The following is a 12,172-nucleotide window of genomic DNA, read 5'->3' as shown; positions in this document are numbered from 1 at the left end:
AAACAGGTGCTCTGAGTGTGGTTCGTGCGGATTCTAATTTGATGACGTGAAGTGTCGCAGCGTGCTTCTAATAGAGTGTAGTCGGTACATGTACTGGTGGATGAGAAGTTAATGAACCGATGAGCAGTAATGACCAGCACCACATTCAACACTACTCCACAGCTTGTTGGTCGGGCTACGATTGGGCATGACGCTATGTTGTGCATCTACAAGCTACGCTTGCACCAGCACATTTGTGTGTTGGCAATCATCACCATCAAAACCGTCATCATCATCTTCGACAGCATTAACACAAGCATTCCAGCAGTTCCACGCTGCAACCAGCATGCATCAGATGGGCATGCAATCTGTTGGCAACATCACGCTGTGAACAGTCATAAACGTCATACACATCTCTGATCATCTTTGGGCATGCAGATTGCAGCCAATCACTGCTTTGCCGCATCAGCAGTATTTCATCGTCACCACTAGCATGCTGGTTTTTCAGCACATACAGCACTCAGAGCGTTTCTAGCACTGCTGTAAATAACTGGTGCAGCTACACATCATCTTGTGCGTTCTGCCTTTTCATGCATCAGTGGGCTGCGCTTGCAGCGTACTGGGATGTACTGATTAAGGCATCTGCATGCAGCTTGATGTATTCGACTGCACATCATTTTTCACCATCTCGGATGCTTTCCCCGTATTAACTTTCCTCAACATTGGAGAACCACATGTCACGTTACCGCGATACCTTTGCCCTTGCAGACAATTCAGCGTCAGCAAGTCTGCCCGCCAAGCCGAATGCCAAGGCGAGCTTACAGGCCACCGCGAACGCGAAGGCCATTGCCAAACCCAAGCGTATTCGCCGTTATACGCTGCCACCGCATTTGTCAGGCGCATTGCTTCGTGAACCCGGCCATGCACCATACTTGCATCAAACCATCACGGATCGACTCGCGTTCATCTTGCCTTATGGTAAATACACGAGTGCCTTCCAACATGCCAAGGCATTGCGGCGGACAGCACGCCGGATTGCGGAGGCAATTGAGTCGCAGGATTGCGTGCGGCAGTATGTTAAGAGTCCACGCTACCACCATAACATTTCATTGCCTCTGCCCAGCAACTCTAAGCGTGCGGTTTTCATCCAGATTGAGGCTCTGCAAGCGCGCAGGCAGCGTGGTGACATCCGCATCGACTTGAATCCAGCGCGGATGACCACCGAGGACATCGCATATTTTCACAGATTTATGCGCCGTATCATCGGCAAGCGCGAGTACCGCGAACTCATGGCGCAGCCGTTTATCAATGTCTGGCATCCAGCAGCAGATATTGAGAACCTGCACCTAGATCATTGTTTGGTCACGGTCGCAAAGGTTGAGCATCGCACTGCCATCGGCAAGATACTCATCACCGAGGGCGAATGGGATGTTGATGCTGTTGGCGAGATTTCTGGCGCAGTCACCTCAAAGCGCACCAACATCACCGGAACAGTTGAAACCATCAACTTCGGCATGCAAAACAGCGATTACTTTACGTGCGTGTACGCCAAAAACATCGAAGCGGTTCATCGTGCTGTAGAGGCTATCGCTCGCGCTGGGCGGCTGGCCAAGAAGCCGCTGCTGGAGAAGGCAGTACGGCAATTGATTCGTGCCAAAGACACTTCACCACGTGTCCGCGTTGAAGTACGTGGTCGCAAAATGCGTGGCGTACCGCTGTGGGCGCTTGAGAAGATCAGCAACCGCTTTGAGAAAATTCACTTTGTTGATCTGGCTGATCCTGCGCGTGCGCCCAACATTCCAGCGAGCATGCGTGCGGCGTGCATCGCACTCTACCGCGACAGTGGCCGCAATGCGGTGTATGCGGCATTCAACGACAGCAAACACTTGCGCGAGATTCAACGTTGGCTTGACGCCGACAGCCATCCTACTTGGTGGCAACCACTACAGTATTGGAAGGCGGCTATCATGGATTTGCGCAGCAAGAAGCTGTTCCCATCCGAGGCATGGGATGCTGACGGTCAAACATGGCCACCCGCTAAGCGCAAGCGCACATCAAAGCCAAAGATCAAAGGAAGGCCATCGGCACGGTAAGGCAGCACAAATCTCGTTGAACTGATAAGTGGGAATTCGCTTCGATTTAATTGTTGACCGAAGCGATGATCCCCACTCGATTGTCAACCCGCGAGAAAACTTGGACTCCATTGAACGGTGTGGTGTCTAACTGGACAATGGCACTGAATCGTCCAGCATCGTCCATACCGTCAGAGTTACCGTCACTGATCTAACGGACGAACTCGGACGGTATTGGATCGCTGCATTCAACACGAATCACTCGAACTCTCAAGAAAGAAGGGTCTCTAGCTTCTCAAAACTGCCTGTCCATCCACCAGTCATGCTTGTGCGTTGGTTGACGAACTCTGCAATATCTTCTGGCATGGCATCTATCGGTTCCCAGCGGATCGTCACGCGCGTGGTTTCTTGTGCTTCGCTAGCGAGTTCTACGGTTGACCGCATTAGCAAAGGCCAGTTCTTGAAGAAAGGCGGACGAATGACGCGCTCATTGGCATCACAAAATTGCTGCGTGTAGACGATGCGGGAAGGCGCATCCAGTTGCAGATATTGGATCAATCCGTACATGGGTTCGCCGTCGGTGAATCTCATCTCATAGAACGATGATCCGCCAATCTTCGGCTCTGCTCTGAGAAAACGCATGGTGGCTCCCGTTGGGGGCAACCACTGCGCTAGATGTTCTGGTTTCGTCCACATGTTGTAAATACGATCTATCGAGGCTTCAAAGGAGCGGGCGATAACAAAAAGCTCTTTGCCTGTCGTTCTCTTCTCGACATGCTCAGCAAGACGATCCCACGTCGATTCACCACCAGCCTTGCGAATGAAGCCACTCATTTCGACTGCAATTTCAGGCGTTGCGAAAGCCATGCTCATGTCTAATTGCGTGCGACCTTCGCGCTCAGTAAACAGCGCTGTAACACGAAATAGTGGCGGACGATCCTTGTGACCACCGTGGTCGTACACCATTCTCTGCATCGGCAACACATCCAGGTATTGCGTCGTGTTCTCATAGTCCGTGCCGTCTGGCCCATGCATAGTGTAGTGCCAATGTCCGCCCGTGCGCAGATCGCGGCTGTGAGTGGTCAGCGTAAATCCGCGAGGCCCCCACCACTGAGCAACCTCCTCTGGCACTGTCCACGCTTCCCACACTGCAATCACCGGTGCATCGTACACGCGCGTGATGGAAATAACGTTTGATTTACTTTTAGAGGCCATTTGGTTTTCCTTTCGTCTTGGTCTTCAAATACGTGTCGAGCCGATCCAGTTTTTCTTCCCACGCGATGCGGTGTTGCTCCATCCAATCCACCGCTTCGCGTAAAGGCTCGGTGTTGAGAGTGCAGGGTCGCCACTGAGCATTGCGCCCCTTGGTGATCAACCCTGCACCCTCCAGCACCTTCAAATGCTTGGTGACTGCAGGCAGACTCATGGATTGCAAAAGCGGCTGCGCGAGGTCTGAGACGTTGGCCTCACCCAACGAAAGCTGCGCGAGCATGGCGCGACGGGTTGGGTCGGCCAGTGCGGCGAAGGTGCGACTAAGGTTGTCTTCCATGCTTGATTAACTCATTGGATAATTAACCTAAAGGTAAATTATTAAGGCGAATTTGGTTCATGTCAAGCTGGTTAGGAAATTTAAGCTGTAAAGCGTTCGCGCGTTTGAGAATGCGACATGAGCACCGCTCAGGAACACATTTGGTTCCGGCGGGAACGCCCTAGTGCTCTATTGCAGCCCCATGAACCTGAGCACGTCGGCAACCACTTCATCTGTCTTCGCTCCATCACCACCAATACGGGCGCGGGCGTTGGTCATGCAACTGTTGACCGTCTTTGTCCAATCGTCGAACGTCTTGAGTTCGCGGTTGGCCTTGAGGTCTTTGGCGTTGCGCCCTAGTCCACTGCCAGCAACGGGGGTCATCTGCAATTCCATGTCACACGGCTTGGCTGTATGGGCACTAGCAACGTAGCGGAACGGGCGATTGCCGCCATCCCAAGCGTGGTACGTGCCTTTGTACTCTTTGATGGTCACATCGTTGCCAAGCGCTTGTAGTTCCTTCGCATAGCGCTCGCACACGGCGGTGTCTTGCCAGTCCTCGCGGTCACGGTCGGCCAAGGCAAAGAAAATCGGCGCAGTTGACTTGACTTGATCGTCGGCACGGTAGCGGATGTTGCACATGCCCGGATACATCGGAATGTGGCCGGCGAACTTTGCCCCGTTGGTGTTCACCGGAGCCTGAAACATCGGCCAAGCACTGTAGAAGGCAGGATTACCGCCCCTGCTCATGCCAATGACAAAGATTCTTGCCGGGTCAATCTGCGGGTGCGTGGCAAGGACACGTAAGGCGTTCAACGCATCAGCAGTCTGCGAAGCAATGGTGACGTTGCCGTCGTTCTGCGACGTTGCAGTGCTGTCCACGCCGCGCGGTTTGTAGCTGTCCACCACGAAAACCGCAGCACCCGCTGGGTTCAGCTTGGCCGCCCACACGTCGTAAGCAAACGGTTCAACTCCACCGCTGCCGTGCATGATGACCAATGCGGGCACTTTGCCACTGATGACCTTGGGCATTAACAAGTCTCCTGTGACCGTCTGCGGGCGGGTGTTTTGCAGATTGCGACGGGCGTACTGCCACATGTCCGGGGTGTTGATGCTCTGAAACTCGATTCGGCCTACACGGCCATCGGCCAAAGAGTCGGAGGGTTGAGCATGGGCTAATCCAGCCCACATGCTGATAAGCAACACGGCCTTGAAGCGCTGTAGGGTATTCATGATGATTTCCTTCGTATTGCTTGGGTTGACTTGACTGAATGGCATCACTTGACGCTCAAGAACTTGCTGGCAGTCGCACATTGACCAGCGTCGGGGCCGACACGCGGATTAGCAAAGATCGAACTGCGGCCACTCATTCGGTAATCAGGCGCTCTGTCTTTGAACATATCGTCGTACCATACAGAGCCACCCCACGGCGTTTCAGTCTTGCTCGAAGTGTTTGCGGCATACGGATGCTTCTCGTTCATCAGCTTGCGCAATGTCGCCCTATCCGCAGCATTGACCATCACAAACTCTTTGACGATTTCACGCACCTTCGGTCGCCCGTCTTTGCCGAAATGCACTTCAAAGCGCACACCTCCAAGATCGGTGGTAAATGCCATCTTGAAGATCAACTGACCCGGTACGCAGACTGGTAGCTTGTTGTTACGGAAGAAGCCAACGACTTCGGCACGTGGTTTTTCGTTGCCGAGGATCAGGTACTCGCACAACTGAGCCGATTTGCCGCCCCAGACAGGATTGTTTTGTGTGGCACAGGTTTCGCGGCCACGGCGCAAGCCGCTTTCGTAAGCTTTCAATTGCTCGCTGGACATGCGACGGGTGTCAATGGGTGGCTCTGGAGGCTTCCATGCCAGATTCGTCGGGATCAGACCAAGGTCTTGCTCCACGCATACGCCGTCGATGCACATGTCTGGCGTGATGGGTTGCGGCTCAGCGTTGTTGCGTGCCTTCTCCAGTCTTGCTGCTAGCTCCCATGGCTGCTCAGTTTTAGTCTGCGCGTACACCCCGGAAACGAACTGGGCACAGCATACGAGGACGCACAGATTCAGGATTTTCAGTTTTGACATGGTTTCTCCAAGTTAACGTGTACTAAACGGCACATATTTTATGTGCTGTCTAAGACGTGGTTGTAATCAACACAAATTGAGACTCTTGGGAGCATGAAAACTGCTAGTCAAGCCCTCAAATCCCATAAGACAAAAGCCACTCAAAGCGTCCGAAGTGCAACAGAGAACGCAGGATTGCCAACCGAACTCACAAAAGCTCTTGGCGAACGTATTGCCAATCTGCGTGAGCGGCTAGGCATATCGCAAGAAGACTTGGCTGCGGCTGCCGAAATTGAACGCTCCAGAATCTCGAAAATCGAAAATGGGCGCGTCAATTGCAGTCTGTTGACGCTGGGAACTATTGCTTTCTGTCTTGATGTGAACATGAGTCAGTTGTTCAATACCATCACCCATACCCACCCGCCCACAAGTCAGGGTGGTGGATTGCGACGCTCCAATCAAGCCGTTCTCGATAAACCTGCAAAGCCTTCGACTAAAAGACGGCTACGCTGATCGTCGTTGCTGGTATTGAGCTAAGTGGGGATCACCACTGTCACACGCGCGCTTCCGCAAGCAAGCGAGTAATCTACAAGAGCCTCCGTTTCAAAGTACGAGTGATGCGGTAGATGCTGGAGCGCCCATAAGCGGATGCCGCTACGTGATTTGACATACATGCTCTCTGGCGCACTTACGAGCACCCAGCCGCCATATTCATACTTGCCAGTGTTGAGAAGACTGTTTCCTCCAGCATGGATGTACGCCCTGTGCGCAGCCACTTTCAGATTGCTGCTTGTAGCACAGCCAACGCTCATCGTTGGTAGGCCTCGCTGCTTGTAGTTCTTGAAAAGCAACGATTCCAAATCTGTGAAATCCATTCTGGGGTCTGGTACGCGGTCACTCCAAATACTTTGCGCATCTTCAACCGCTTGTGGAACGTCCGCTGCTAGGCCTTCAAACCAGCACTTGAGATGAATGGAGTACACATTCCATTCGGCAATCTGCCGGACGATCTGCGGTTTTTCTGCGAGTATTGCCCTCGCGTTTGCCACGGTAGGTGCGATCAATGAGCAGGCGGTTGATGTAAGCATCTGGCGACGGTTGATGACGGTATTCATGGTTCTGAGTTCCTTTGACGTTAGAAAATATGAGATATGGTTATCGTTCACCGCGTAGTCAAGTGCTCAAGACAAAAGTGCTTATCCCCGTAGCAATAAGCTCGGCACAGAAAATCAGGCAAACGCTGAGATTCAAGCCCCGGCAACACCCTGCACGGCTTGTGGAGCGCCATCCACATCATGTTGGCGACAGAGCCTTCCCCAGCAACTGCCGTGATGGGTTGAACCGCGCAAGCTGTAGCCGCAATCATGAAGCTGCGACGGCCAACACGTTGACCTTGCGTGCTAGTTTCAAGCAAGCGAGGTGTGCATTTATTCGATTCGGATGTGATCATTAGTCATTCCTTTTGATTCGTACTGCGGCCTCCAGCCGCACAAGCTCAGGTGCCCACTGCGACGATTCGTACCACCAAGTGATTGGTTTGCTGCGTTTTGAAGAGGTCTTGTTGACAAGATTCACATGGCTCACACCTCCATCGTTCATCCGCAATCGAGCATTCCATACTCGGTACTGTGGGTCTGGAGCACTTGAATCGAGTAGTAGCAGGGTGTCAACAATATGGCGACCGTCAATAGCCACGCCTTCTGCTCCCAGACCAAGAGCCCAATGGTTTGTCTTGCCATGCTGGACACTGCGAAACGCCAGCATGACTAGTTCGCCACGAGCCAAATTCATCATCGCAAATGATTCCAGATCAACAGCACCTAGAAATCGAAATCCTAGTGAAACTGGTAACTTCATCATCAAGATGCGGCGCACCATATCTTGATGATCACAGCCCTCGAACCACGTCTCTCGAAACGCTTGGAAGAAGACATAGGGCACGCCGCTTTTTCTGGTGCTCGCCATCGTCAGTGCGTGTGACTTTGCAAGCCCAAGAATCACTAAGGCTGATGCAACACCCATCGCACCGCACTCGCTGGCCACGGGCGACTGCTCGAAATGGGGCAACATAGGGTCAGCACGACGAGCATGGGCTCGCAGTCTGTCGCCGACGATCAGTGCGGGATGATGACGTTGCCATCGGTACTGCTCGGTTTGTATGTTTCGCTTACTAGCCATCATCAGTACTCCGAAGGACATAAAAATGTCGTGACATTGCGTACACGCGGATCGTCTTTTTCCGATGCGGTAGCGTCGCTGATGAGCCAGATTGTTGGTAAGCGCATTCGCTCTTTTCGAGACATTGATTCCAATACACTCTGTTCGGCTAGTCGGTAAACGCCCATCAACCGGCTTCCATCAAGTAGGGCTTGTTCATTGAGTGCAGCGTCATCGTTTGGGCAATCACCCCAATCACTATGTACGAATCGCGTTAACAGTTGCAGCGGTTCAAAGCCATGTTCTTGCATCAGAGCCAATGCACCGGGAGTTGCCAGAACTTGGCCGGGGTGGAACTGCATACTGTTGCTTACGATAGTGTGCTGCACTGTTGGTTGCACAGTGTTGATGCCAACTGCATCAGGGTCGGGTGTAGTCGAATTCATTTCTTCTCCAGTGTTTGGTGTTAGGTATAGGCGTGATTTACCATCCGAAGCGTCGCTACGCACCGGCATTTCACGGTCTAGTGGGTATTCAGTTCGCGGCCACACGGTTAGCCGGATCGGTCTATCAATCAAGCAGCGACGGCGTATAGCTCTTTGAGTAAATCAAAGCCCGTAAGCACTCGTTGCCCTTGGCAGGCGATGCGCATGGCCGTTTGAATAGCGGCGCGTATCTCAGGCAGATGCACACGTCCAGAGAGCCACAGCAAGTCTTGAACATCAAAAGCTGTCCAATCGCACCACCACGGTATGAGCGCCATAAGATGCGTCACGCACAGCGATTTGTTGGCTCGGTATCTTCGATAGCTATCTTCGATCACAGGTGGCACATGTGCGAGGAAAACTGGCTCACGTTCACCGCCAAACAGGAAGTCTTCCTCAGCGACATCGAGCCGTGGTTGCAACAACTCGTTGAGCAGATGCGCATGACTGGCATGACGTTTTTCCAGCACTTCTATAACTGCTGAGTAGCACATCAAGTCATCACTGAGCCAGTGCATGCCATCAGGCCGATGGCGACGTGGCGCTACTAGGCCAAGACCACGCAGCCTTTGTGCAGCTTTTATCCATGCCATTTCATCTGACGATGATGATTGATCGAGCACGCCGCCTAGGATGCGCCAGCGCATCGCCTCATCAATGATCCGCACATCAGGTAACGCCAACCCTGATCGACTCCAAATGTAGGCAGTTTCCAACCATGCGCGTTCAAGCTCGGTGAGGTTCAACAACTGGCCGACCATGCGCAGGTTGATGCGTGTGGCACAGGGTGTATGAGCCGTTGCAGCAAGCATGCCCATGATGTCTTGCCTGCCATCGTATTTAAGTCTTCGTGTGCGCTCGATCAATGCCATAGCCTTGATGGATATGAAGGCTGCGTGGCTCTGATACTGAGCAAGGTTTACGTTGTCGATCAAGGGCTTCTCCACTCACCGTTTCGTCAACAGCGAGGGCAAGAGCAGCAGGCGAAATCGGCAATAAAAAAGCCTCGGCAGAATCACTGGCGAGGCGCGAGGTTGAACAATGAAATAGGCGAGCTTTGAATCAAAGGGACTCAGGCTACGCGGGCTGATAAGAGCCTTAGTCAGACATCAGGTGAGCTGGCTAACACGCTATTGATTTAAACCGTTTGCTACGCAAATCCAGTTTGCAGAGCTAGAAAAACGGTTTTACGCATGAATCACTGTTATTTTAACCATATTTTGTCAGAATTGACAGTGTTTTTATGCAGCATTTTTGAAGAGTTTCATAATTTGTATCAAAAATACGGTGTTTTCATGCATTTTGCTCATTTTTTAAGCAAATGCTGAATGCTGTATGGATATTCAATTTCTTGATTGGTTGCATGAGAATGTAACCACATTGAGATATTCGATTTATTTGCTATCAATTTCAGAGCAATCAGTCAGTTGACGAAATAAGGAACCAGATGACCAAAACGCTAGAGGCCCATGACAAACGAATCATGGAAATTTTCAAGGGAGACTATCAGTTCCACATTCCTCATTACCAGCGACCCTATGCTTGGACAACTGAACAAGCGCAGGAATTATTGGATGATCTGATTGCAGCCATGCAGGATGCCCGTGGCAGTAAAGAGAAAGAGTCTCAGTATTTTTTGGGTAGTGTTGTTCTCATCAAGAAAGATCGAGACGCACACTCAGAAGTGGTCGATGGTCAGCAGCGACTGACGACACTCACTATATTGTTTGCTGCATTGCGAGCCGCTTGGCGAGACAGCCATGACGAGCAAGCCATAAAGAGCGTCACTCCGTTTCTTTACCAAGAAGGTGACGAAATGCTTGGTCAGGCAACGGGCTATCGCCTAGTTGCTCGTACAGAAGATGCCGAGTTTTTCAGAAAGCACATACAAGAGCCGGGTGGTCTTGAGTCGTTAATCGCTTCCAAGAGTATCTTTAGCGGCAGCGAGTTGCGTTACAACGAGAATGCCAAGCTGCTTTTGACCAAAGTGCGCGCACTGACAGCGGATGAGCGCCACGAACTATGGAAGTTCTTGGTCAACCAATGCTCACTTGTAGTGATTACAACCCCCGATTTGGAAGCGGCTTACCGTATCTTCTCCGTTCTGAACAACCGTGGGCTCGATCTTGCACCTCTGGATATTCTCAAAGCCGAGGTATTAAGAGCAGTCCATGACAAACACGGTCAAGACAAGGCTGCTGCTTATGCCAAAAAATGGAGCAGTATTGAGAAAACCCTAAGCCGGGAAGCGTTTGGTGACTTGCTGGTTCATATCCGCACGATATACGCCAAACAAAAACAACGTGCCACCCTAGTCAAAGAATTTCAAGAGTACGTCAGCAAGTCGATTAGTCCGACGCAGTTGGTTGACGATGTACTGGTTCCCTACGCCGAGCAATGGGATCATCTGCGGCATGCCGACTTTAAATCAACAGAGCAAGCTGAGGCGATTAATGACTACCTCACATGGCTTAATCTGGTAGATTTCAAGGATTGGGTGCCACCGGCATTGGTGTTTTTCAAGCGTTTTCATAGTAAACCCGCTTTGCTTGCTGCGTTTTTGAAGCAGTTGGAACGATTGACGTACTTTTTGCTGGTCACCAAGGCGCACATCAATCAGCGTATTGACGACTACGCAGCATTAACTAGGCAGGTTGAGGCGGATGATTTCAAGGGTGATGCGAGTCAACTGCTGGCTTTGAAGCTGTCTGACTCTAAGCAGGGGCAATTCCTTGAAGCTTTGGATGGGAACATCTATGAGAGTCTGCCACGTGCGCGACGTGCTCTGATACTTCGACTCGAAGCCTTGTTCAGTGATGGCAGTAAGGTGCTGGCTTATAAAAATGTCTCGATAGAACATGTCCTGCCACGCAATCCAGAGCCAAAGTCGGAGTGGTTGGAGTGGTTTGCCAAAGATGATGAGCGAGAGTTATGGACTCATCGCCTAGCAAACTTGGTGCCTCTTCACGTCCGTAAGAATTCTGCGGCAAGCAATGGTGATTTCAAAAGCAAAAAGGGAGCATACTTTTTGGGTAAAGAGCAGACAGCATCGCCGTTTGTGTTGACGAATGAAGTTCGTATAGAAGCCGTATGGACACCAAAAGTACTTGAGGATCGGCAGAAGCGTTTGCTAGGTCGGCTAACCAATCATTGGGAATTGAACGAGGGCAATATATGAGTTATGGCTTTGGTATTCTCCTGTCGCATTCAATTAGTTCGATTGTTGGAGTAGTGCAAACACGCAAAAAAATATTCGTGAGTTATCACCACGGAGGTGATCCAGCATACGATGACGAATTCTCAAGAGTGTTTCAGGTTGTCCAATCCTAGTTTGAAAGATGAGTCAGTACATCGCTTTGCTCAATGAACTGTCCCAGTTCGTTCACGACGAGCAAGAGGCCAACGACGAAAAGCTCCATGAAGTCTGGCAGCAGCCTTTGACCGAGAAACTCCTCAAAGGCTGGTCACAGGAATTCTCTCACCTCGAACGTACAGACGATAAGCGCACCCTCATCGCTCACCTTGGTGAAAACGAGTCACGCTTTCGCGAAGGAGATTTGCTTGCGTTGCACCTCGGCAATCCACTCGATTTGTCAGGCCCTCTGGCACGGCGATTAACACTCGAAGAAGATGGTGGCGATCAGTGGCTCTTTCGCAGTCGAGATGAAATCACGCTCGATGGCTATACGGTAGGTGCGCCATGCTACGCCGACCCAGACGGTATGAGCCTGTTGCCGTTCTATCAAAAATCTTTAGAAGAGCTAGCCGTCTCCACCGTCGGCAATAACGTTGTGCTTCCTATGCTCCACGGCGATATAGAACCGGAATTTGACGACTCTGATTGTCTGGAAGGTGAACGTATTGCACTTGAAGCCCGATTCAATGCCAAGC

The 12,172-nt window shown here is 51.4% G+C and carries 12 protein-coding genes; 4 read left to right on the top strand and 8 right to left on the bottom strand.

Translation table 11 applies throughout. The features are described 5' to 3' along the window. Positions 1-713: 713 nt before the first annotated feature. Positions 714-2,072, top strand: a complete 1,359-nt coding sequence (locus tag KIH26_RS16630; protein ID WP_213446819.1) for a hypothetical protein — start codon at positions 714-716, stop codon at positions 2,070-2,072. Positions 2,073-2,321: 249 nt separating this feature from the next. On the opposite strand, the gene KIH26_RS16625 is transcribed toward KIH26_RS16630, so the two are convergent. The 4 genes from KIH26_RS16625 to KIH26_RS16610 form a co-directional block, all read right to left on the bottom strand. Next, a complete protein-coding gene (locus KIH26_RS16625) occupies positions 2,322-3,266 on the bottom strand; it encodes an SRPBCC family protein (RefSeq protein ID WP_213446818.1) in 945 nt (314 codons plus the stop codon). Further along, entirely contained in the window at positions 3,256-3,600 is a 345-nt protein-coding gene (locus tag KIH26_RS16620) for an ArsR/SmtB family transcription factor (RefSeq protein ID WP_213446817.1), read from the bottom strand. Before KIH26_RS16620 ends, KIH26_RS16625 begins: the two co-directional genes overlap by 11 nt. Positions 3,601-3,768: 168 nt before the next feature. Next, complete coding sequence (locus KIH26_RS16615; protein WP_213446816.1) at positions 3,769-4,812, bottom strand: dienelactone hydrolase family protein; 1,044 nt, start codon at positions 4,810-4,812, stop codon at positions 3,769-3,771. Positions 4,813-4,856: 44 nt separating this feature from the next. Then, entirely contained in the window at positions 4,857-5,660 is an 804-nt protein-coding gene (locus tag KIH26_RS16610) for a hypothetical protein (RefSeq protein WP_213446815.1), read from the bottom strand. A gap of 93 nt (positions 5,661-5,753) precedes the next feature. On the opposite strand from KIH26_RS16610, the gene KIH26_RS16605 reads away from it, so the two are divergent. Further along, entirely contained in the window at positions 5,754-6,152 is a 399-nt protein-coding gene (locus KIH26_RS16605; protein ID WP_213446814.1) for a helix-turn-helix domain-containing protein, read from the top strand. A gap of 20 nt (positions 6,153-6,172) precedes the next feature. On the opposite strand, the gene KIH26_RS16600 is transcribed toward KIH26_RS16605, so the two are convergent. From KIH26_RS16600 to KIH26_RS16585, 4 genes are all read right to left on the bottom strand, one after another. Beyond that, complete coding sequence (locus KIH26_RS16600; protein WP_213446813.1) at positions 6,173-6,754, bottom strand: hypothetical protein; 582 nt, start codon at positions 6,752-6,754, stop codon at positions 6,173-6,175. A 334-nt stretch (positions 6,755-7,088) separates the two neighbouring features. Next, positions 7,089-7,820 carry a hypothetical protein gene (locus tag KIH26_RS16595; RefSeq protein ID WP_213446812.1) on the bottom strand — a complete coding sequence of 244 codons (732 nt, stop codon included), beginning with the start codon at positions 7,818-7,820 and terminating at the stop codon, positions 7,089-7,091. Further along, a complete protein-coding gene (locus KIH26_RS16590) occupies positions 7,820-8,242 on the bottom strand; it encodes a type I restriction endonuclease subunit M (protein WP_213446811.1) in 423 nt (140 codons plus the stop codon). The genes KIH26_RS16595 and KIH26_RS16590 overlap by 1 nt, the downstream gene beginning before the upstream one ends. Positions 8,243-8,370: 128 nt before the next feature. After that, positions 8,371-9,216 carry a hypothetical protein gene (locus tag KIH26_RS16585; RefSeq protein WP_213446810.1) on the bottom strand — a complete coding sequence of 282 codons (846 nt, stop codon included), beginning with the start codon at positions 9,214-9,216 and terminating at the stop codon, positions 8,371-8,373. Between the two features lie 512 nt (positions 9,217-9,728). Between KIH26_RS16585 and KIH26_RS16580 the strand changes: the two genes are divergently transcribed. Then, positions 9,729-11,459 carry a DUF262 domain-containing protein gene (locus tag KIH26_RS16580; protein ID WP_213446809.1) on the top strand — a complete coding sequence of 577 codons (1,731 nt, stop codon included), beginning with the start codon at positions 9,729-9,731 and terminating at the stop codon, positions 11,457-11,459. A gap of 160 nt (positions 11,460-11,619) precedes the next feature. Next, on the top strand, positions 11,620-12,172 hold a 553-nt coding region (locus KIH26_RS16575; protein ID WP_213446808.1), incomplete at its 3' end, for a hypothetical protein.

It is taken from the genome of Variovorax sp. PCZ-1 (assembly GCF_018413605.1).
GTDB lineage: Bacteria > Pseudomonadota > Gammaproteobacteria > Burkholderiales > Burkholderiaceae_C > JANMDU01.
The sequence above is the reverse complement of the archived record's forward strand: the minus strand, read 5'-3'. Positions and strand labels throughout refer to the sequence as shown.

What these genes read in the sequence shown, in the direction of transcription:
- KIH26_RS16630 (WP_213446819.1), top strand. Translation starts at nt 714, where the DNA reads ATGTCACGTTACCGCGATACCTTTGCCCTTGCAGACAATTCAGCGTCA.
- KIH26_RS16625 (WP_213446818.1), bottom strand. Translation starts at nt 3,266, where the DNA reads ATGGCCTCTAAAAGTAAATCAAACGTTATTTCCATCACGCGCGTGTAC.
- KIH26_RS16620 (WP_213446817.1), bottom strand. Translation starts at nt 3,600, where the DNA reads ATGGAAGACAACCTTAGTCGCACCTTCGCCGCACTGGCCGACCCAACC.
- KIH26_RS16615 (WP_213446816.1), bottom strand. Translation starts at nt 4,812, where the DNA reads ATGAATACCCTACAGCGCTTCAAGGCCGTGTTGCTTATCAGCATGTGG.
- KIH26_RS16610 (WP_213446815.1), bottom strand. Translation starts at nt 5,660, where the DNA reads ATGTCAAAACTGAAAATCCTGAATCTGTGCGTCCTCGTATGCTGTGCC.
- KIH26_RS16605 (WP_213446814.1), top strand. Translation starts at nt 5,754, where the DNA reads ATGAAAACTGCTAGTCAAGCCCTCAAATCCCATAAGACAAAAGCCACT.
- KIH26_RS16600 (WP_213446813.1), bottom strand. Translation starts at nt 6,754, where the DNA reads ATGAATACCGTCATCAACCGTCGCCAGATGCTTACATCAACCGCCTGC.
- KIH26_RS16595 (WP_213446812.1), bottom strand. Translation starts at nt 7,820, where the DNA reads ATGATGGCTAGTAAGCGAAACATACAAACCGAGCAGTACCGATGGCAA.
- KIH26_RS16590 (WP_213446811.1), bottom strand. Translation starts at nt 8,242, where the DNA reads ATGAATTCGACTACACCCGACCCTGATGCAGTTGGCATCAACACTGTG.
- KIH26_RS16580 (WP_213446809.1), top strand. Translation starts at nt 9,729, where the DNA reads ATGACCAAAACGCTAGAGGCCCATGACAAACGAATCATGGAAATTTTC.